The 22388-nt window shown below is 41.3% G+C and carries 17 protein-coding genes and 3 tRNA genes; 11 read left to right on the top strand and 9 right to left on the bottom strand.

From position 1 onward, the window contains the following. Nucleotides 1–22 precede the first annotated feature (22 nt). The 4 genes from PR683_RS09940 to PR683_RS09925 form a co-directional block, all read right to left on the bottom strand. On the bottom strand, nucleotides 23–1741 hold the full coding sequence (locus PR683_RS09940) for an amidohydrolase (RefSeq protein ID WP_267751439.1): 1719 nt from the start codon (nucleotides 1739–1741) through the stop codon (nucleotides 23–25). Between the two features lie 101 nt (nucleotides 1742–1842). Continuing rightward, nucleotides 1843–3195 carry an APC family permease gene (locus PR683_RS09935; protein WP_004907367.1) on the bottom strand — a complete coding sequence of 451 codons (1353 nt, stop codon included), beginning with the start codon at nucleotides 3193–3195 and terminating at the stop codon, nucleotides 1843–1845. Nucleotides 3196–4000: 805 nt separating this feature from the next. Further along, nucleotides 4001–4894: an EamA family transporter RarD gene (gene rarD, locus PR683_RS09930; protein WP_004907370.1), complete on the bottom strand. Its 894-nt coding sequence runs from the start codon at nucleotides 4892–4894 to the stop codon at nucleotides 4001–4003. 156 nt (nucleotides 4895–5050) lie between these two features. After that, nucleotides 5051–5521 carry a thioesterase family protein gene (locus PR683_RS09925; protein ID WP_004907373.1) on the bottom strand — a complete coding sequence of 157 codons (471 nt, stop codon included), beginning with the start codon at nucleotides 5519–5521 and terminating at the stop codon, nucleotides 5051–5053. A 154-nt stretch (nucleotides 5522–5675) separates the two neighbouring features. Here PR683_RS09925 and pldA point away from each other — a divergent pair, with 154 nt between their 5' ends. The 5 genes from pldA to PR683_RS09900 all read left to right on the top strand — a co-directional run bounded on the left by pldA (nucleotide 5676) and on the right by PR683_RS09900 (nucleotide 11408). Beyond that, complete coding sequence (gene pldA / locus PR683_RS09920) at nucleotides 5676–6569, top strand: phospholipase A (protein ID WP_004907375.1); 894 nt, start codon at nucleotides 5676–5678, stop codon at nucleotides 6567–6569. Between the two features lie 110 nt (nucleotides 6570–6679). Then, nucleotides 6680–8506: an ATP-dependent DNA helicase RecQ gene (gene recQ / locus PR683_RS09915; protein ID WP_110731580.1), complete on the top strand. Its 1827-nt coding sequence runs from the start codon at nucleotides 6680–6682 to the stop codon at nucleotides 8504–8506. Nucleotides 8507–8526: 20 nt separating this feature from the next. Further along, entirely contained in the window at nucleotides 8527–9522 is a 996-nt protein-coding gene (gene pldB, locus PR683_RS09910; protein WP_004907380.1) for a lysophospholipase L2, read from the top strand. Nucleotides 9523–9535: 13 nt separating this feature from the next. Next, a complete protein-coding gene (gene yigL, locus PR683_RS09905; protein WP_004907381.1) occupies nucleotides 9536–10348 on the top strand; it encodes a sugar/pyridoxal phosphate phosphatase YigL in 813 nt (270 codons plus the stop codon). Nucleotides 10349–10604: 256 nt separating this feature from the next. Beyond that, nucleotides 10605–11408, top strand: a complete 804-nt coding sequence (locus PR683_RS09900) for a tetratricopeptide repeat protein (protein WP_109912146.1) — start codon at nucleotides 10605–10607, stop codon at nucleotides 11406–11408. Between the two features lie 3 nt (nucleotides 11409–11411). On the opposite strand, the gene PR683_RS09895 is transcribed toward PR683_RS09900, so the two are convergent. The 4 genes from PR683_RS09895 to rsgA form a co-directional block, all read right to left on the bottom strand. Continuing rightward, on the bottom strand, nucleotides 11412–11750 hold the full coding sequence (locus tag PR683_RS09895; protein ID WP_004907384.1) for a hypothetical protein: 339 nt from the start codon (nucleotides 11748–11750) through the stop codon (nucleotides 11412–11414). Between the two features lie 8 nt (nucleotides 11751–11758). Beyond that, complete coding sequence (mscM, locus tag PR683_RS09890; protein WP_109912145.1) at nucleotides 11759–15100, bottom strand: miniconductance mechanosensitive channel MscM; 3342 nt, start codon at nucleotides 15098–15100, stop codon at nucleotides 11759–11761. 33 nt (nucleotides 15101–15133) lie between these two features. After that, entirely contained in the window at nucleotides 15134–16030 is an 897-nt protein-coding gene (gene asd, locus PR683_RS09885; RefSeq protein WP_004907387.1) for an archaetidylserine decarboxylase, read from the bottom strand. Nucleotides 16031–16186: 156 nt separating this feature from the next. Beyond that, a complete protein-coding gene (gene rsgA, locus PR683_RS09880) occupies nucleotides 16187–17239 on the bottom strand; it encodes a small ribosomal subunit biogenesis GTPase RsgA (RefSeq protein WP_109912144.1) in 1053 nt (350 codons plus the stop codon). A gap of 110 nt (nucleotides 17240–17349) precedes the next feature. Here rsgA and orn point away from each other — a divergent pair, with 110 nt between their 5' ends. From orn to PR683_RS09860, 4 genes are all read left to right on the top strand, one after another. Then, complete coding sequence (gene orn, locus PR683_RS09875; RefSeq protein WP_110731581.1) at nucleotides 17350–17895, top strand: oligoribonuclease; 546 nt, start codon at nucleotides 17350–17352, stop codon at nucleotides 17893–17895. Between the two features lie 264 nt (nucleotides 17896–18159). After that, nucleotides 18160–18235 (top strand) — tRNA-Gly (locus tag PR683_RS09870). A 40-nt stretch (nucleotides 18236–18275) separates the two neighbouring features. Next, nucleotides 18276–18351: transfer RNA gene (locus PR683_RS09865), tRNA-Gly, on the top strand. A 39-nt stretch (nucleotides 18352–18390) separates the two neighbouring features. Beyond that, nucleotides 18391–18466: transfer RNA gene (locus tag PR683_RS09860), tRNA-Gly, on the top strand. Between the two features lie 686 nt (nucleotides 18467–19152). Here PR683_RS09860 and queG read toward each other — a convergent pair. After that, the gene (gene queG, locus PR683_RS09855) at nucleotides 19153–20334 is read right to left on the bottom strand and encodes a tRNA epoxyqueuosine(34) reductase QueG (RefSeq protein ID WP_110731582.1); all 1182 of its coding nucleotides are present in this window, start codon (nucleotides 20332–20334) and stop codon (nucleotides 19153–19155) included. 287 nt (nucleotides 20335–20621) lie between these two features. Here queG and tsaE point away from each other — a divergent pair, with 287 nt between their 5' ends. Both tsaE and amiB read left to right on the top strand, forming a co-directional pair. Then, a complete protein-coding gene (gene tsaE / locus PR683_RS09850) occupies nucleotides 20622–21086 on the top strand; it encodes a tRNA (adenosine(37)-N6)-threonylcarbamoyltransferase complex ATPase subunit type 1 TsaE (RefSeq protein WP_004907392.1) in 465 nt (154 codons plus the stop codon). A 14-nt stretch (nucleotides 21087–21100) separates the two neighbouring features. Beyond that, nucleotides 21101–22387 (top strand): N-acetylmuramoyl-L-alanine amidase AmiB, encoded by a 1287-nt coding sequence (gene amiB / locus PR683_RS09845; RefSeq protein WP_272581777.1) that lies wholly within the window; start codon nucleotides 21101–21103, stop codon nucleotides 22385–22387. The last annotated feature ends 1 nt before the right edge of the window (nucleotide 22388 follow it).

The raw sequence follows: 22388 nt of genomic DNA, 5'->3' as shown, positions 1-22388 counted from the left end.
AGCTATCTAAATAATTAAATTATTAAGCAATATGTACAGTTTTTCCGCCAATAATAGTACGTAATACTTTTACATTCTCAATATCATCTGCAGGGATCTCAAAGACATTGCGATCTAGCACAATCATATCTGCAAATTTTCCTGCTTCTAATGAACCAAGTACATCTTCACGGTGCTGTGCATAAGCTGAGTCTATCGTCGCAGAGCGTAAAACCTCAATGACCGTTAAGTCTCGGTCATTATCAAGTCTTGGCGCTTTTTGCCCATTTATGTCACGGCCACGGCGTGTTGCAGCCACTTTTAAATCATACCACTCGTCGAAATCATCAATTGGCCAGTCACTACCAAACGCAACAACCGCACCAGCGTCGACAAATTTAGCGATTGGTTCAAGTTGCTCAAAACGTTCATCACCGAGCATTTTTTTCTCAAAAGCGGCGAGTTCTGGCGTTGGGGCGGCCCACTGGAAAGATAAGCAAGCGATGGTTTTTAAGCGCGCAAAGCGGGCATAGTCATCAGCATGGACTAATTCATTATGAGCAAGCCCTGGGCGAATATCTTTTTCTGGGTGAGCAGCACGCATTTTTTCAATCGCATCTAAAACGATAGAAACGGCACCTTCACCAACGGTATGCAAGTGTGGGTCATAGCCCGCTGCGGCAATTTTTTCCATTAATTCATCTAGAATTTCAGCCGTGAAATAGAGATCACCGTAGTTATCGGTTTCTACCCAATTCGGAGCGTCATCCGTGCCTTGATTGATACGGTATGGCTGCAATAACGATGCTGTCATTGTTGGAAATTGCATCACACCATCAACAAACATTTTAATATTATTTAAGCCAATGCCAGGGGCTGGCGTCCAATCGGCTTGGTGCCATTTTTTGGCAAATGCAACGGCTTTATCAACAGCTGCCGCTACTGAGGCAACATCCGGTGTTTCATCAGGGGTTATTTCACGGGCAGCTTGGAAACGGATCGTAAGGTCGCCACGTTGTTGTAATTGAGAAAAGGCTTCAAGCTGTTGTTCTGAAACGCGTGCATCCATCACCATTGTCACACCTTGCTGATTAAGTACTTTCTGTACTAATTCAGCAACTTCAATAGCTTGGTCGTCACGAATTGAAGGAATGCTATCGGCAGCACGCATAGCGGGAGCATCTTCTAAAATACCGTTTAATTCACCATTCTCGTATTTACCAATCTTACCATCAGGTGGTTCAGGCGTATCTTTGGTGATACCAAATAATTCGAGGGCACGGCTATTTGCTAGCAATGTATGGCAGTCATTTGAAAACAAGACGACAGGGCGTTTCGTATTGAGCTTGTCCATATCTTCACAGTACATATCAACACCTGCAGGGATCATACCTTGGCGCAGCCATGCTGTGACTTTGAGCCAATCATTTTCCCCGGTACGCGGGTCTTTATCGAGGTGATCTTGTACGCGTGCTAAAATTTGGTCGATAGTTAACGATTCATAATTTAAATGGCAACCGAAGAGTTGAATACCGCCCCAAAAAGGGTGCATATGACCATCAATGATGCCAGGCATCATCATTTTGCCTTCGAGATCGATACTCTCTGTCTCAGGACCAACATATTGATGAAGTTCATCAGAGGTGCCTGTGGCAAGAATATAGCCATCACGAACAGCAACCGCATCGACAACGCGATTTTTATCATCTGCGGTATATATATAACCGTTAAAGTAAATAACGTCAGCTAATTGATTATTCATTGTAAACCGTCTGTATCAGTGGTGCTTTGGTGGCACCAACGCTAAAAAAACAACGGGGAAGGCAAGTGCTCCCCCGTAATCATTTATAAGACTTGAAATGCTTAGTTAATAATCATTTCAGTTTCATCGTCAGAGATTGCAGGTGGACGACGAGTAAAACCATGGGTCAGAAGTGCTAAGTAAATTGCACCTGCAGCTAACCACCATAAACCCACTTTAAAGGCTTCGCTATCAAGACTTGTCCATAACCATAATGTTAGGATAACACCAATAGAAGGCATAATCAGGCAAGTGATAATTTTTGTATTATCCAGTGGTGCTTTACGGTCAATATAAAAATGTTTAATGACCGATAAATTCACAAAAGTGAACGCAATTAAGGCACCAAAACTGATCATTGAAGCGACCATGCTGAGCGAAAGCACTAATGAAAGCAGTGATGCTAGCGCAACAAAAATAATCGAGTAAATCGGTGTATTGAGCCTTGGATGTAGATAAGCAAACAGCGAACGAGGTAATACACCTTCACGACCCATCGCATAGAAAATGCGTACAATACTGGCTTGTGAGGTCATTGCTGAGGCAAATACACCAATAACATAAGCGGTGATAAAGCTAGATGCCATCATCGCTCCACCAACTTGTTTCATTACCGCAAGGCTAGCAATATCGGTATTAGGAATAAAATCTTGCCACATCGGATAAACCAGATGCGCACCATAGGAAATGATGACAAACAGCGTACCTGCGATAAACACGGTGTATAAAATCGCTTTTGGTAGCGCACTACGTGCATCTTTGGTTTCTTCTGCCATGGTGGAGATCGCATCAAAGCCAAGGAAGGCTAAGCAAAGTACCGCTGCGCCTGCAAATAACCCTGATACTTGTTCTGACATGACCGTAATCGGCGCCAATAAAGCGTCCGTATCCAATACAAATGAAGTTTTAAAACTCAAGTATAGGAACACGGCAATAAATACAAATTGCATTAAAATGATTAGCATATTCATTGAGGAAACTAATTTAATTCCCAAAATATTCATGATGCTAACAATTGTAATTGTGCTGCAAATAATGACGTACATTGGGATATCGGGGAACGCTTCGTGAACAAAGATCCCAATCGCAATGTAGTTAATAATAGGTAGAAAGAGGTAATCGAGCAGTTGTGCCCAACCCACTAAAAACCCGAGTGTGCCGCCAAAGGTTTTTTGCACGTATGAATAAGCAGATCCTGAAAGCGGAAGTGCGCTTGTCATGCGGCAATAGCTCATGGCAGTGAAAAAGACGGCAGCTAATGTAATTAAATAAGCGACAGGCAGATGGCCTTCACTTAATACAGTTACTTGTCCATAGGTGGTGAAAATTCCGAGTGGCACCATATAAGCCAGCCCGAAAAAAACTAACGCAGGTGTGGTCAGTACGCGTTTCATTTGAACGGTATTCTGTTGCATTTTTAAGCCCTTCCCAAAAGCCCTTAAACAACGTTAACTCTGTCTGAATGCACAGGCCGAGTGAACCTAAAATGCAGCCGTACTCGTCATACTTCGAATCACAACGTCGTTGGCTTTGCTCGCTCGCACTAGTCACATACTTTTGTATGCTCCTAGCGACTCTTTTGCTTGCCGCCTAGTTGTATTTTCGAATTATTTAGAGTCGTAACGCTACATGATTGTATTAAATTAAATTTTAGAACCGGCTGTATTCAATTTCAGAAAACCTCGCACCAGGACATTTTTAAAATGAAATGTCATCGTGCGCACTTTAATGAAACGTCAGTGATGAATCGGACCATCACCATCCGCTGGGGTGAATACAAGCGGCGTACAATATAATTACCAAGTCCCTATTAAGCAATCATTAATTGAAAAAAATAAACAACTACTTTTATTTCAAAGAGTTGTTTGATGGATATGTTTATTAATTGAAGTGGATTTAAGATAAATTAAATAATAGCCATTATGGATAGAAAATCAAGGTGAATTTTTTTCGTTTAACTTATTGATTTTATATGGTTAAATTTATTTTTTCTCAATGGGTATTATAGATAAGAACAACGAGATTTGATTTAAGCTTAATTTATTATGAGGCAGGCAAAGAATTGGCTATAAAATTAAATAGCCTATTTGCATTAATTAAACTTACTATTCAAGTTCCATATAATGAAACACCGACTTCGTTATAAAATATAAACGAGAGTCGGTAATTTAATATTAACACTATTTATCGGTCATCTGAGTTTCTGAAAACCGTTATCCGTTATTTTCTTCTCAGTTTTTGCTGGGTATATAAAGCATCTAATGTAAATAAAATTAATGCAACCCAGATAAAGCCAAAGGTGACTAACAATTCAGGTGTCATCACTTCACCGTACATAAACACGGCGAGTAAGAACATAATACTTGGCCCCATATATTGGAAAAAGCCTAGAGTTGACAGCCTTAAGTGGTTAGCTGCCTCTGTAAATAGTAACAGTGGCACAGTTGTAATTACCCCTGCGGCAACCAGCAGTGCATTTAAATGCCAATCATTCATTGCCATATCGCTAGTTGGACTATCTGCAAAAAATAATAAGAAGATAATACCGACAGGAAGTAGCCAAAGTGTTTCGAATGTCATCCCTGTTTGTGCATCGACACCTAATTTTTTACGTAATAAACCGTAGGTAGCAAATGTAACGGCCAAACTTAGACCAATCACAGGCACTGAGCCGAATTGCCAAAGCTGGATCAATACACCCGTTAGTGCAAGACCAACAGCAATCCACTGCATACGGCGAAAACGTTCTTGTAAAAATAGCATTCCAAACAGTACGTTAACTAGTGGGTTAATAAAGTAACCTAAGCTAGCTTGTAGCATATAACCATTATTAACTGCCCAAATATAAATTAACCAGTTACATGCAATTGTCGTTGCCGTCACCCCAAGAACTAATATTTTCTTTGGTTGCTTCAGTACTTGGCGGACATAACTCCAATGGCGTGAAACGGTTAATAATAAAATCATAAAGAAAAATGACCAAATAATACGATGAGTCAGGATTTCTTCTGCGGGCACTTCTTGGATACTTTTAAAATAAATAGGTGCGACACCCCAAATAAAATAGGCGCCTAAGGCACATAACACGCCTTTGGTAGTATTTTGCTGGCTCATTGTTGGCTCTGAAATTGAATTAAAGACTAAAAAGATACTTATACAGAGAGACCGAGCCGATTTAAGCGGCTCGATTTTTGATACCACTAATGTGACATTGCTCAGGTTTTTTTACAAGTTATTAGTTTAGTAGGTGACTAATTATTTGTATCTATTTTATCCCACCAGGTAAGTTGCCGTTGCTGTCGCAATATGCTGATTGTTTTCATTATGAAGTTCGCAGCGTGTAACGGCTATTTTATTACCATCTCTTAATAAGCTGGCACTGGCGGTAAAAAGTTGGCCTCGACCAGGGCGTAAATAATCAACTCGTAGGTCGATTGTTCCCATGCGAGACATTTTGTCGACAATCTCAGTATGAGTTAATGGATTAATGCGCTGCAAAATACGGTTAATACACACCATGCCTCCTGCAACATCTAAAACCGAAGCGATCACACCGCCATGTAAAATGTTCTGAGTGAAATTACCAATTAATTGCTGACGATTTTCAACGGTAAGCTGAACAAAATCATCATTTAGACTCATTAACTTAATCCCAAGTAATTGGTTAAATGGCATTTTATAAATAAATGCATGGCTCATTAACTCACTGGCTTCTTCTAAAGTATAAGTACGGTCATTCATCGTTTTCATCCTTTAAAAATATGTAAATAATAAGTTAACATTACGTGTAAATTATGTCTCTAACAAACGAATGAATAATCTTTCAACAGTTATTCAGTTTTGTGTGTAAAATAGGACAAACTTTTTTTGGACGATGTTGAAATAGGAATGACTAATGCGCGCTTTACCGATTTTGTTAAGTGCAGTGCTCAGCTTTTGGTCTGCTTCACTGTTTGCGACTGAAAATACAAGTATTCAGCCTGAACAAGATGTCAAAAATACCCTACCAATACGTGGAAGCATCATTTCAGGATTACTACAACACCATGATAATCCATTTGTATTGTATCCGTATGAATCGAATTACATCATTTATACCTATACCTCCTCGATGAATAAAAAAGCGATTTCTAGCTATAATTGGGGCGATGATGCGTTAAAGGATGAAGTTAAATTTCAACTAAGTTTAGCTTTTCCATTATGGGCCGGTATTGCTGGTGATGATTCCATTTTAGCCGTTTCTTATACTCAACGTTCTTGGTGGCAGTTAAGCAATAAAAAAGAATCTTCACCATTTAGAGAAACCAACTATGAGCCTCAGGTGTTTGTTGGCTGGCTAACTGACTACCAATTTGCGGGTTGGACGTTACGTGAGATTGAAACGGGCTTTAACCACGAGTCAAATGGGCGCTCAGAACCGACCTCTCGCAGCTGGAACCGTGTATATGCGAGGGCAATGGCGCAAAATGGTAATTGGCAAGTTGACCTTAAACCTTGGTACCGCATTCATGAAAGTGAAGGGCGTGATGATAATTCTGATATTACCAAATACATGGGCTACTATCGCTTAAAGGTAGGATATGCATTGGGAGATAGCGTATTTACTACGACTGGACGCTATAACTGGAATACCGGTTACGGTGGTGCAGAGTTGGGGTGGAGTTATCCAATTAGTAAACATGTGCGTTTTTATACCCAGTTGTTTAGCGGATATGGTGAGTCGATGATAGACTACAATTATCGCCAAACCCGTTTTGGTATCGGTGTTATGCTAAACGATATGTTGTAATGGAAGAAAAACTCAGTGCTCTATTCAGTTCTGAGTGAAATACCAAGTCATAAATCAACAACTTCGCTGCTCAATTGGGCAGCGGCTTGTTTTATCGATTGAGGAAGTTTGTGTCCACAGCTTGCGTCATTAACCAACTTTCATTGGCTGAACATGTGCTTAATAGTACATTTGGTTATCAGTCATTTCGCCCCGGGCAAGATGCTGTCATTGGGGCCATTTTAGATAACCGTGATTGCTTAGTGTTAATGCCAACAGGGGGCGGTAAATCCCTTTGCTACCAGGTCCCTGCTTTAGTTAAAGAGGGGGTCACACTGGTCGTTTCGCCATTAATATCATTAATGAAAGACCAAGTTGACCAATTAAGGTTACATGGGGTTAATGCGGCATGTTTAAATTCATCACAAACGTCACAAGAACAGCGTCAAATCATGGAGCTGTGCAGTCAGGGGGAAATAAAATTACTTTATGTTGCCCCTGAACGGCTATTAACTGATTATTTCCTAAGCCAATTAGCAGGGTGGAATATCACTTTGCTAGCCGTGGATGAAGCCCACTGTATTTCTCAATGGGGACACGATTTTCGCCCTGAATATCGTGCACTAGGCCAATTACGGCAATCATTACCTAATGTACCCGTGATGGCGTTAACCGCAACTGCAGATGAAACCACACGTGCAGACATTATTCGCTTATTGGAGCTACATGAGCCATTAGTTCATGTGAGTAGCTTTGATAGGCCAAATATTCGTTATACCTTAGTCGAAAAATATAAACCGTTAGATCAACTTTGGTTTTTTATTAAAGGCCAAAAAGGAAAAGCGGGTATTGTTTATTGTAACAGTCGCAGTAAGGTTGAAGAAACGACAGAGCGCTTGCAAAAACGAGGCCTAAGCGTTGCAGCATACCATGCAGGGTTAGAGGCTGCTCAACGGGAGTGGGTACAAGACGCATTTCTAAAAGATAATCTGCAAGTTGTCGTGGCGACAGTGGCTTTTGGGATGGGAATTAATAAATCAAACGTTCGGTTTGTTGCTCATTTCGATATTCCACGTAATATCGAAGCGTATTATCAAGAAACAGGGCGAGCAGGGCGTGACGGTGTTGAGGCCGAAGCCATTTTATTTTATGACCCGGCCGATATGGCATGGTTACGTCGTTGCCTTGAGGAAAAACCTGCAGGTATGCAGCAAGATATCGAACGGCATAAGCTGAATGCCATCGCGGCTTTTGCTGAAGCACAAACCTGCCGTCGTTTGGTGTTACTCAATTATTTTGGCGAAAATCGTCAGCAGCCTTGTGGTAACTGTGATATTTGCTTAGACCCGCCAAAACAGTACGATGGGTTAGTGGATGCGCAAAAAGCGCTATCCTGTATTTATCGTGTTGGTCAGCGGTTTGGTATCGGCTATATTGTAGAGGTATTGCGTGGTGCTAATAATCAACGTATCCGTGATTTAGGCCATGACAAACTGCCTGTTTACGGTATCGGTAAAGAACAAAGTAATGAACATTGGGTTAGTGTGATTCGCCAATTGATCCATTTAGGTATGATCACTCAGAATATTACGCATTTTTCAGCGCTTCAATTAACTGAGGCTGCACGGCCTATATTACGGGGTGAAGCGGCACTAAAACTAGCAGTTCCGCGTGTTTTAGTGGTAAAAAGCCGTAATCAACAAAACAAAATTTATCATGGCAATTATGATAAAAAATTATTTGCGAAACTGCGTAAATTACGTAAGTCCATTGCAGATGAAGAAAATATTCCACCATTTGTCGTGTTTAATGATGCAACATTAATTGAAATGGCTGAGCACACTCCAACTTCACCTGCCGAATTATTGTTAATTAATGGTGTTGGCGAGCGTAAACTCGAACGTTTTGGAGTGGCATTTATGGCACTTATCCAAGACCATCTTGAAGGTTATGAATGAATAAATAAGGAAACTGCAGGATGACGCCTGAAAACCTAAAAGAGAGTTGGCTGAATCGAGAAACTCAATTTTCTGCTTTTACAAATGGCCCGCTTTTAGATTTCTGGCAACATCGAGAAGAATCTCAATTTATGGGAGTTGATGATATTCCCATTCACTATGTCCGTTTTATTCATCCAAAGCACCATAAAGCGATAGTCATTTCACCGGGGCGTAGTGAAAGCTATGTGAAGTACCCTGAAGTGGCTTATGATTTTTATCATTTAGGCTATGATGTTTTTATTATTGATCATCGTGGTCAAGGGCGATCAGGGCGCATGTTAGCTGATCCTCAAAAAGGCCATGTTGAAAAATTCACTGATTACATTGACGATTTTGAAAAGTTTATTGAGCTTGAGGTTAAATATCGGCATTACCCAAAATGTTATGCATTAGCACATTCAATGGGAAGTGCTATTTTAGCAGGGTATTTGTTGCGAGATAACGTCACATTTGATGCCGCAACCTTATGTGCACCGATGATTGGTATTAATTTACCCATGCCTCGTTGGATGGCGAGCTTTATTGTTGATAGAGCGGAATCGCGCGAAAGCGTTCGTAATGATTACGCGGCCTCTACTGGGAAATGGCAGCCATTACCTTATTTAATCAATGTATTAACACACAGCTCGGAGCGTTATCGGCGCTACTTACGTTATTATGCCGATTATCCTGAATTACGCTTGGGTGGGCCAACTTATCATTGGCTACGTGAAAGTTTTGTGATTGGCGATGAGCTAATTGCGAAAGCGGGAGAAATTGATGTGCCACTGATGGTGTTGGAAGCCAGTGAAGAAAAAGTGGTCAGCAATAAAGAGCTACAAGCTTTTTGTCAAAGCCGACAAAAAGCGCAAATAGGACGAGAAGAAAAATTACCTCTCATTATTGAAGGGGCACACCATGAAATCCTATTTGAAGTGGATGCATTAAGAGCGATGGCGCTCAATGCTATCTGTGATTTTTTTGAGCAGTATTAGTTAGGGTTTGAATATGAAATATCCTGTAGTTGCTTCCGATTTGGATGGGACACTGTTATCTCCCAATCATGACTTAACGTCTTATACAAAAGACACTTTGAAACAGCTAGTAACTTCGCAAGATGTGCATTTTGTGTTTGCAACAGGCCGTCACCATGTGGATGTTGCTCAAATCCGTGATGGTTTAGGCATCGATGCGTATATGATCACGTCTAATGGTGCGCGGATCCATAATACCCGTGGTGACTTAATTTTTGAGCACAATGTTGCCCCTCAAATTGCTCATGAGCTGTGTTTAATGGAATTTGATAACCCTGAGCTTGTCACTAATTACTACCATGGTGATGATTGGTTTATCAACCGTGAAAGCCCTGAACAAAAAGAATTTTTTAAAGAATCGGTATTTAACTACCAGTTGTTTGACCGCCACAATTTTGTCACCTCTGAGGTCTGTAAAGTTTACTACACCAGTGAAGATCATGATTTGCTGGTGGATTTACAACGCCGTATTCAAGCTCGCTGGCAAGATAGAGTGAATGTAACGTTTTCACTGCGTAGCTGTTTAGAAGTTATGGCTGGTACTGTTTCTAAAGGGGAAGCTTTGAAGCAAGTAGCTGCTCTACATGGCTATACACCGAGTGATAGCATTGCGTTTGGTGATGGTATGAATGACAAAGAAATGCTGACGATGGCCGGAAAAGGCTGCATCATGCAAAATGCACATCAGTTGCTAAAAGATGCGTTACCACACATGGAAGTCATTGGCTCGAATAGTGATGATGCTGTTGCTCGTTATCTGAGAAATAAATACCTTAATAACGCATAATTCATTTTGTTATTTGAAATAGAGAAACCAGATAGGCAATATGTTTATCTGGTTTTTTATTATCGCAATTAGACTAGAAACGTAAGTTCCCACAGTGAAAATACAGCGAAACGTGCTTTTTGTGAAATTTAGGTCACTTTTCCTATTTTTTCTGACAAAAAGTAAATTTAAACTAGGGGGATGAGTGTTTAGGTCGATATTAATGGATAGCACTGTTTTCACAGGTTGCATATTGCACTGTTGAGGGTTCCTTAGGATGAAAAGAATTGCGTTAGTACTGTTGTTAGGCTCGATTTGTTTTAGTTCCGTTTTAACTGCTAAACCTACCACTGCGCCAGCATCGGCAACAGTAGCACAAGAGCCCTCGATTGAACAAATTACGCAGTTAGCGCAAAAAGGTGACCCTAAAGCCCAATTCCAGCTAGGTGAGCGTTATTTTAAAGGGTTAGGTGTTTCTCAAGATTCTAAAGCTGCGGCTGAGTGGTTCATCAAGGCAGGAAACCAAGGGAATTCAGATGCGCAATTCCGCCTTGGCACGATGTTCGTAAATGGTTTTGGTGTGCGTCGTGATTATGACAAAGCGATGCTGTGGTACGAACAAGCCGCTGCTCAAGGTGATACCCGAGCTGAAACAAACATGGCGATGATGTACGCGCAAGGCTTAGGTGTTACTCAAAACCTAGAAAAAGCGGCATTTTGGTTTAGAAAAGCTGCGCAGGGCGGGAATATACTGGCTCAATTCCAGATAGGCCAAATGTACTCGATTGGTAGTGGTGTTGATTTAGATGATGAGAAGGCGGTCTTCTGGTTTAGAAAAGCCGCGAAACAAAAAGATGCTAAGTCTCAAGACCGCTTAGGTGTCATGTACTCTGAAGGACGTGGCGTGAAGAAAAACTTGCAGCAAGCCTACGCATGGCTTGCAACTGCGGTTTACAGTGGTAACGCAGAAAGTCATCGTCTACAGAATAAGATTGCGGAGCAGTTAAGTCCTGAAGAATTACAGCAGGCACAAAAATTAGCGGAAGGTTATATTAAATCGTATGGTTTTAAAGCCAGCTAACGATTAAGCAGATGTGTGGGATACGATTTTGTATCCCACCAGTATGACAACCGATAATACAAGATAGCACCAAGAAAGCCGATAAAAACGGTTATTTCCCCAGCCTCGACGAATGGCAAGCTGCTGCTGTTTCGATGATAGCTTGCCACAAAGTACACGAAACCCGACGATATAAACCGCACAATACACTTGCCAAAGATATAGCGTATTAAATGCAAAAGCTTTCCCAACAATTAATAAGATAATTAATGGAATCAAAAAGAATAAAATCGACCCAACACGTTCAAGTTGGGCGATCCTCAATATCACTAATTCGTCTTTTTCATCTAATTGTAATGGCATAATACGGCTTACAGTTCCCCAGATTTACGGCTTGGATTACGTCCTGAAAGATTGTTTGTCGCACTTTGCAGAGAGTTATCACGGACATCCACCCTTGCTTGGAATGGTGGGAATGGCAAGGTAATCCCTTGTTCAGCAAAGGATACTAGGATGTTTTGATGTATTTCATGGCGCGCAGGTAACCGGTGGCCCATTTCTGCGGCATAGACACGTAATTCAAAAATCTGAATACCTTGTTGTAAATCAACAAGATACACTTCAGGTGCCGGGTTGTCTAAAATCATCGTAGAGCGTTGAGCTGCACGTAAAATAGTATCTGTCACTAATTCACTATTGGCATCAGAAGGTGCAGGAATCGTCATGACAATACGTGTGATCGTGTCAGAAAGTGACCAGTTAATAAATTGTTCAGTAATAAATGCCTTATTTGGCACAATAATTTCTTTTCTGTCCCAATCTGTTAGCGTGGTTGCACGGGTATTGATCTTGGTAATACTGCCGGTCAAGTTACGGATAGTTACTGTATCTCCAATCCGGATCGGTTTTTCAAATAAGATCATCAACCCTGAGATAATATTAGCGAAGATTTCTTGTAAGCCAAAACCAAGCCCGACCCCCATCGCCGCTACAAGCCATTGTAGTTTTGACCACTCAATCCCTAACATAGAGAAGCCAACAATGGTCCCGATAATAGTAATCGTATACTTGGTTAGTGTGCTGATAGCGTAACCGGTACCTGGCGTTAAATCCAAATGTTGGAGTACTGCCAGCTCAAGTAAAGCGGGTAAGTTACGAACTAATTGGGCAGTAACGATAATAGTCAAAATAGCAATGAAAATAGAGCCCATGGTGATAGGTTGTACCGTATCAACGCCATTAACCGTTGAGGTCACATCCCATAAGCGAATATTTTCAAGGAAAGAGAATGCAGTATGTAGCTCAGACCATAGCCAAATTAATGAAACCAAGGCAATCATGGTTAAAATCGAACGAACTAACCCCACAGATTGGGTGCTAATGGTATCCAAGTCGATAACCTGTTCTTCGATATCAATATTTCCTTCGCTACTGGCGTTTGCTTGCTGGCTATCGTCTTCACCTTTAGCACGTTGCGCCAATATCTCAGCACGGCGTTGTTTCGCACGCTCGAAGGCTAATTTACGGCGCTGCATCGACATCCAACGGCGAATAGTATGATAAACGATAAGGATGACAAACCAAATGGCGACAGAAGTTTCTAAACGTGCAAGCAGGGCCTGTGAGGTTGAGAAATAACCTAAAATGGAGAAGAACCCAGCAACAATAGGTGCGAGTAATATCATCCACCACAAGGCCTTATTAACGATATTCTCACCGGACCCATGTCTATCTAAATAGAGAGGGATTTGTGAACGACGCAAGTTGTTGGTAATTAAGCTAAGTGCGACACATAAAAAGATAAAACAGAAACGACCAATACTGGCTGCAAATTCCCTATCGCTATAATGTTCAAAGGTAATAATTGCCATCACTAATGGAACGATGACAAAAATCGCCATTCGGTAATAACGCATCGCACGTTTAACGGAATCTTTGTCCCAACCGAAGTGAGAAATAAATAGCCCGGTTGGACGAGAAAAGGTTTCGCTGATCATAAACAGCCACAATAAAGGTGTCGTCGCACTGACACCATAACCTATCGCCGCGGCCATGGGGTATTGCCATGCACTTTGTAAGCCATAGCCGATGGCTGACCACATCATAGGTAGAGGAAGAGCAACAATAATTGACCAGAAAATAGTTCGAATGGTTAAGTAGAACCGGTCTTGTGTCACCTTACCAATACGTAAACTGGAACGGTCAAGAAATGCTTGGTAGTGCTTACGCGTGCTAATACTGAAAATGACTAATGCTATCGAACCAAGAAGATACAAAAAGGTATCTTGAGTTGTCAGCATAACGTTCAGTGCACCAGCAAGTTGGGACAAGGTATCCAGTGAAAGTAATTGAGTAATATCAGTTACTAACATGACAGGATAGCTGATGCTTATTGGTGGAACATCTGCGACCCAGAAAAGATAACGGTTGGAAGCATCTTTGACTTCTTTTAATGCATCGGTTAATTGCCCAGTAGCGACATTAAGCTTCGTTAGCTCTAACATTTCAGCATCGAGGCCTGAAATTAAAGAGGTCAGTAGCTCTCGGCGGGTTTTAATTAATGACTGATAAACTTGCACTTGAGCTGCATTAAGCTCATGCTCGGTTTCTTGCTCGGTTGTATCTACTTTACCTAATCTATCGAGGCTATCTTCATAATTTAAGCGTTGTACGCGTAAATCAGCCATTTCACGATCAAGTTGTTGGCTTTTGGGGATATCAGGCAAACGAGAAAGTTGTGTTCTGAGAGCTTCCCCTAATGTACTTGAACTGCTGATCCACTGAGCTTGCTCGCGAATAGTTGTGAGTGCTTGGCGAGCATCACGGATACTGGTTGAAATTTCTGCTTGGCTATTAGTGATAGCGCTCATGCGCTGTGCCTGAGCGGTTAATTCCTGAGACATTTTGCGGTTAATATCAAGCTGCTCAGTTAAAAATGGCGTTAGTTCCCCTTGTGCGGCCAACATTTCCGTGTGTTCTAACGCTAAAATTGCTTTTTGTTGGCGTTGGGTATTTTGGAAATCACGTAGGTTTTGTAACTCAAGTTCCATACGTTGATAGCGTTTTTTGTATAATTCCAACGTAAGGCGTGAGATTTCTTGGCGGTTATTGGCAGAAAGCTGCGCCATTTCCAGTTCATTAACCGTTGACTTGCGAGCACTTACTTCGGCTTGAGCCAATGTATACTGGGCATCGGCTAATGGCGTTGACGGTGTACTCAGAGACTGAAAGCGCGAAGTGGCTTCAGTGAGTAAACGTCTGGCTTCAGAAAGCTGTTGTGGCAGAATATTTAATGATTCACTGATTTCGCGGCCTTTATCTTGCTCTTGCTGAGTTAAGCGGCTTTGATCGAGTAATTGGCTGCTAAGCTGAATAATACGTTGTTCAAGTTCACCTAAGCTGATACCCACTGGTATTGGGGCCGGCTCATCACTTTCATTAAGAATTTTTTGTCTTATTTCTTTGATAATTCTAGGAAAGTTATCAATGGCTTCTTGATAAGATTTGGCTTTTGCATCGGACTCTCGTGTTTCACTCATCCAATTCAAAGCACCCTGTAATGCTTGTGCTATCTCTGCATCTTTGGGGTTGGTGCTTGACTCAAGTTGTTTGAGCTCCTGCTTAATCTGTGCTTCATCCTGCGCTGCAGTTGGTGCTGCAACGGAAGAGAAAACGATTAACAGACTAAGAAAAAAACTGATAATCACACGCACAGTGAGGAGCTCCTTCAAGAGATAATAATTTAACTAAACGTCGATGGATTCTTCTGTCACTGTATTTGCAACAGTTTCAGCGAGTAATTCGCCCATGCGAGTTGCATAACCGGGGATTAGTGATGAATTAAATGTCACTTTGTTAGGTTCAAATAAATTAATCACTGTTGAACCCAATTTAAACAGTCCCATTTCCTCACCTTTTTTCAAGAAAACAGCCCCTTCAGAGTCTAACTCAGGGTAAACCCAACGCTTAATGACGCCTTCACGAGAGGAGTTAACGCAACCGCTCCATACGGTTTCAATACTACCAACGATGGTTGCACCGACGAGGATCTGTACCATTAGGCCGACAGGGGTGTCAAAGACACAAATCAAGCGTTCATTACGTGCAAATAGATTGGGAACATTTTGTGCCGTCAACGGATTTACAGAGAATAAATCGCCAGGAACATAAATCATCTCTTTGAGCAAACCGTCACACGGCATGTGTACACGGTGATAGTCACTCGGGGAGAGGTAAGTGGTAATAAAGTCACCACCACGAAAACGTTCCGCTAATTGGTATTGGCCTGCAAGTAACGCTTCCACTGTGTAATTATGGCCTTTAGCTTGGAAGATAAGGTCATCATTAATCGGGCCTAATTGGCTAACTGCACCGTCAGCAGGTTGAGCAAGTTGGTGCTCTTTTTCGACAATCGGGCGTGCGCCTTCTTTTAGCAGACGGATAAAGAAATCATTAAAAGTGGCATAAGCAGTAAGTTCGCTTTTTTGCGCTTCATTCATGTTGACTTTATAGGCTTTTGCGAACAGTTTAATTGCCCATTGTGTCATGAAACCCGCATTGCGGCTTGCAAACCAGCCTGCAAATTCAGTAAGACATTGTTTTGGAAGCATATATTGCAAGCGAATTTTAATTTTATCTAGCACGTTAACCTCTGATTTTTAAAGGTATGTTAGCAAAAGGGCGGCTATTGTACACAGTTTACTCATCATATTTCAAACGGTCGCGTAACAGGCTAACCGTAATTAAATTATTTAGAGCTGTCTTAGCGTTAGGGAGTTAATTGTAAGCACTCACTAACATTATTTATCTTTTGCCGTAAAATTGCCACGAGGTTTGATTTGTTCCATGCTTTCTAAAATGCGATGGTAGTTTTCAAAACGTGATTCAGCAATTTTATTTGCTTCTACGGCTTCACGTAACAGACAACCTGGATCATCTAAATGTTTACAGTCACGGAATTTACAGCCACCAAGGTAATCTTTAAATTCGACAAATCCTTTGGTCACTTGTTCCGTTGTTAAATGCCATAAACCAAATTCGCGCACACCAGGGGAGTCAATCACATCGCCGCCCAACGGGAAGTGGTATAAACGAGCTGTTGTTGTTGTATGTTGCCCTAGCCCTGAGTTGTCTGAAACCTCATTGACTAAAATCATTTCTTCATTGTGAGGGAGTAATGCATTTAATAAACTTGATTTGCCCACACCAGACTGCCCAACAAATACTGAAACTTTACCTGCTAGCGCGTTAGTAAGTGCTTCCATGCCTTCGTTGGTATGGCTTGAAACTTCGAGAACTTGATAGCCAATATTGCTATAAATCGTCATTAAATCGCTTACCCACTCACGGTTTTCGTCGTCGAGTAGGTCGACTTTATTGAGAACGATAACAGGCTTAATCCCTGTGGTTTCGCAGGCAACTAAATAGCGGTCAATAATATTCAGCGAAAGCTCAGGTAAAATAGCGGAAACTACGACAATTTGGTCAATATTAGCAGCAATCGGTTTTAAGCCATCATAATAATCGGGACGAGTTAGAACAGAACGGCGTTCATGAACAGCTTCGACGATGCCATTTACTTTGATATCGCTCTGTGTGTTCAAGGCTGGCCGCCACACCACGTTATCCCCTGTTACGAGGGATGAAATAGTTCTACGCAAGTTACAGCGCTGGATAGTCCCGTCACTTGCTTGAATGTCAGCATGTTGCCCAAAACGGCTAATGACTAAGCCTTCTTGTGCTTCACCTAATTGGCTATCATCAATTTCAACTGTTTTTTGCTTTTTAAGTCTTTTTTGATGATTTTCTTGAACTCGGCGCTGTTGGCCTTTCGAAAGTTTCTGTTTAGCCACCTGTCCTCTCTTTACTATGGGCTGTATTTTAGGGGTTACTCACGCCTGTCACTGAAGGCATGAAGAGTGCTATCATACCTTAACTTCATAGAATGCAGTTAGGGTATATCATGCAAAAGAATGAGAATAATTTAATTTGGATCGATTTAGAAATGACGGGGCTCGATCCTGTTCGTGATCGTATTATTGAAATAGCGACTATTGTAACAGATAGCCATCTTAATATTTTAGCAGAAGGCCCTGTAATTGCAGTTCATCAAACGAATGAACAACTTGCTTTAATGGATGAGTGGAATGTAAGCACTCACACCAATAGTGGTTTAGTTGAACGTGTGCGCAAAAGTACCGTGAGTGAGCGTGAAGCTGAGCTAGCCACCATTGAGTTTTTAGAAAAATGGGTTCCCCAAGGGGCATCACCGATTTGTGGGAATAGTGTTGGGCAAGACAGGCGTTTTCTATTTAACTACATGCCTGAATTAGAACGCTATTTTCATTATCGTTATCTTGATGTTAGTACACTTAAAGAACTTGCACGTCGCTGGAAACCTGAAATTTTAGCAGGGTTTTCGAAGAAAAATACCCACCAAGCTCTTGATGATATTCGTGAATCGGTCGCTGAACTGGCTTATTATCGGGAAACATTTATTAAAGAATAAATGATTCGTTATGAAAGTCGCCATTGGCGACTTTCATTCGCGGTTTTTTCTCAATAAGTTAACAATGTTAACGTATTGAAATCAGTTTATTACAACGGGTGTTGATAAAATCACCATTGTGATTGAATTGTCAGCAAACGAATAAAAAAATAAAAATTTTGAGCGCAAGGGCTTGCTAGTATCTGAATTTTTCGTATAATGCGCTCCCCGTACCGATGAAGTTTTTGTTATTGAGTCGGCACGTGAAACATCCAGAAATGTGATGCGGGAATAGCTCAGTTGGTAGAGCACGACCTTGCCAAGGTCGGGGTCGCGAGTTCGAGTCTCGTTTCCCGCTCCAAATTTTCTTGATGTTTTAGCTAGAACACTATTTTCGTGATGCGGGAATAGCTCAGTTGGTAGAGCACGACCTTGCCAAGGTCGGGGTCGCGAGTTCGAGTCTCGTTTCCCGCTCCAAACTTTCTTAGTGTTTTAGTTCGATAGTACCCACCAAATGCGGGAATAGCTCAGTTGGTAGAGCACGACCTTGCCAAGGTCGGGGTCGCGAGTTCGAGTCTCGTTTCCCGCTCCAATATTTTCTTTATCTCTTAACTTTTCTTCTTAATTAAATCTCACATAATATTCATTTAACTTAATTTTATTTAAGTAAAATCACTTAGTGCATATGAACTGCGTTTGTTCACTGTTTTTATCCCTTGAACACTGGGATCTAAAAGGGTTTCGCGATCTTTTTTGGATCATATCCAGATTTGTGCTTGCATTCATTTTCAGGGCGCCATAGAATAGCCACCCCTTAGCAATAGGGTGTTTTACTTCCATCTCTAAGATGAAAACATGAAGTTTAAATAATAAACAAAAATATGCTTTTTTATTTACTTCGAGTGTTTTTTCATTTTAATCTTACTTTTTGGTCACTTTTGTATTGCTAGTTAACGTAAAATCAGTGTTTTTCTTTTCAACGCGACATTAGAAAGTTATCCACAGCTAACTCAATCAATCTGAGTTTTTATTGCGATTTGAAATAACTTATTACACAGAGTTATCCACAGGCTAATTAACAAATTCCTGCTGTGCTATTTAATTCTAGCGTTTAAGTTGTATTATTATAACTTGTTGATTTTATTGGTCTGTGAATTATTTTGTCAAAATGAGGCTAGCACAGCTTGCAAATTCTTTACCTATTGTCAGGTAAGCATTTTTTATTTTATTCACATCAATTTGACAATTCTTCATTCCGGATATATAGCAGGCTTTTTTCTAGGCGTCTCTCGGTAAACCTTTGTTAATAGCGCGTACAAGGCGTTTTTGCTGTGAAGTTTGAATTGTGACTTGGTTTGCATCGCGTCGGTTAAGCTGTTGTTGTATAGACCATTGGAAGTGCTCATCTAGCATTTCGTTGATCCCCAATCTATTTTGTAAAGCCAGTACAATACGGTCTTGATAAGGTGCATTACCTAGTGCCACACTGATATTTCGCAGCCACTTAATATAACCAATGCGGCGGATTGCAGAGCCTTCGGTCACCTTTAAAAAGGTTTTTTCATCCCATGAGAACAAGTCAAGTAGCTCTGGTGTATGTAAGTCCTTTCTTGGACTAAAATCATCTTCATCAGTAAGCTGGGAAAAACGGTTCCACGGGCAAATGAGCTGGCAGTCATCGCAACCATAGATCCGATTTCCCATGAGTGGACGAAATTCTTCTGGGATAGCACTATCTAGCTCGATTGTGAGATAAGAAATACAGCGTCTTGCATCGACGGTGTAAGGTTCAACAATCGCACCTGTTGGGCAGGTTGTCATACAAGCAACACAGCGACCACAATCTTCTTCGACAGGTTTATCAACAGGAACGGGTAAGTTAATCAATAACTCACCGAGAAAAAACCAAGATCCTGCTTCACGATTTAAGACTAATGAATGTTTCCCTGTCCATCCTAAACCTGCTTTAACTGCAAGAGGGCGTTCTAAGATTGGAGCGGAATCGACAAAAGGTCGAAAATTAAGATCATCGCTACTGGTGCCATCGGGCAGTATCACTCCGTTAAATTCACGACAATAGTCTAAAATACGATCTGAAAGTTGTTTTAGGCGTTTTTTTAATAGCTTGTGGTAGTCTCGTCCTAGGGCATAACGGCTGATATAACCTAATTCGGGGTTATTTAATGTACTGGCAAATGCGGCTTTGGCGGGCAAGTAATTCATACGCACACTAATGACACGTAACGTGCCTGGGTGCAGTTCGTGTGGTCTGGCTCGCATCATTCCATGGCGGCTCATCCATTCCATCTCGCCATGAAATTGTTTGTCTAGCCATGCTTGTAATTTGGGCTCTTCCGCAGAAAGGTCAGTATCGCAGATCCCTACTTGTTGGAAACCTGCTTCAATGCCCCATTGTTTAATATTCTGAGCGAGAAGATCGAGATCGAGGTATCTTGCCATCAGATCCTATCTTGATAAAGATTAAAACGGCAGGCACTCTATCATGACCTGCGTTGTTCATCAAAATGCATGAAAAATACCGTCAATATTGAGAACAATTATAGGATATTTCTGAACTCATCATTCAAGCAATGTTAATTAAGAAAAAAGCCCCATCTTAGGTTAATATAAGCGGTAATATTGATGTTTGTTGATATCTCTTTATGCATTTTGATCAGCAATATAAACTATGCATTTAAAGGATAAACAGGCGACACCGCCTATTAATGACATAATAAAAGAACAATATGAAAGAATGTACAATACAACTTGCCAATGAAGCGCAAACTGTTGCGTTAGGTAATGCTATCGCTAAGGCTTGCCATCAAAGCACTGTGATTCACTTATACGGTGATCTTGGTGCAGGGAAAACCACCTTTAGCCGAGGTTTCTTACAAGCGCTAGGTCATCAAGGCCATGTAAAAAGTCCAACTTACACATTGGTTGAACCCTATGAATTAGCAGATCGTCAAGTTTTCCACTTTGATCTCTATCGGTTAGCCGATCCTGAAGAACTTGAATTTATGGGAATTCGTGACTATTTTTCTGGAAATTCGATCTGTTTGGTCGAATGGCCGCAACAAGGTAAAGGTTTTTTACCTGAAGCGGATCTTGAGCTCCATCTGACCTATCAAGGCGAAGGGCGTCAGGCTCACTTTGTTGCTTTTTCTGCCAATGGGGAGTCGTTGTTAGAAGCATTACCCCTACTCTAAGGAAGCTATTGCTCATGTTGAATGCATCAATGCACAGAATAACAAAAAAGGGTTTTTTTACTGTTTTCGTCTTGTTTATGGTATCCGTTATGTGGCTGTTTGCTGCAAAAACACAAGCGGCAACATTATCGAATATTCAAGTTAACAATAGTCCATCACAAGCAGAAGTGGTACTAAGCTTTGTTGATGGTAAGCCTGATTACTCCTATTTCCCATTGCATTCACCTGAGCGCCTTGTTGTTGATATCAAACAGCGAGGCGAGATTATTGGCCTACCGCTTAAAGTTCCCGCAGGGGATCTTGTAAAACTAGTACGGGCAAGCCAACCTTCTGATAATCAACACAAACGCTTAGTTTTAGAGCTATCTCGTGCAGCTAAAACGAAAGCAGTACTTAAACAAGTTTCAGGTGAATATCAGTTGGTATTAATGATATCGACGGGAAATTCATCCGGTTCTACTTCCTTTAATCAAACCAATAATACGATTAAAGCAGCGGCAAATAGCGCTCAAGATAAACCATTGAAGATGAATAATCCTGCACCTGTTGCCACGCCAACACCGACTAAATATAAAAATATGCCGAAGGGCAGCAAGCAGGTAGTTATTGCGATTGATGCAGGGCACGGTGGAAAAGACCCTGGTGCGATTGGTAAGAATGGTTTTAAAGAAAAGGATGTGACTCTTAGTGTTGCACGTAAGTTATACCAACGTCTTGAAGCCGACCCAATGTTTAAACCTGCGATGACACGTGATGGAGACTATTTTATTTCCGTTAGTGGCCGTTCTGATGTGGCACGTAAGAAAGGGGCTAATATGTTGGTGTCAATTCACGCAGATTCGGCTCCGAATAGCAGTGCACGAGGAGCATCAGTGTGGGTATTGTCTAATCGACGTGCAAACAGTGAGCTGGGTAGTTGGCTCGAACAACGTGAAAAACAATCTGAATTATTAGGTGGGGCGGGTGATGCGCTTAGTGGTGCGGACCCTTATTTAAGCCAAGCTGTTTTAGATCTACAATTCGGCCATTCTCAGCGTGTGGGGTACGATGTTGCGGTTAAAGTGATCGAACAGCTGCGAAAAGTGGGTAATATTCATAAAAGAACACCTGAGCATGCAAGTTTAGGTGTATTGCGCTCCCCAGATATCCCATCGATTTTAGTCGAAACTGGTTTTATTAGTAATACGGCAGAAGAACAGTTGCTAAAATCTAATGAATTCCAAGACAAAGTCGCAGAAGCTATCCATTTAGGATTACGTCAATATTTCTTGGCGAATCCAATACAAGCGGCACCACAATAAG

Source organism: Providencia sp. PROV269, assembly GCF_028477785.1.
Lineage (GTDB): Bacteria > Pseudomonadota > Gammaproteobacteria > Enterobacterales > Enterobacteriaceae > Providencia > Providencia rettgeri.
Note: the sequence above shows the minus strand (reverse complement) of the source record. Positions and strands in the feature narration are given on the sequence as shown.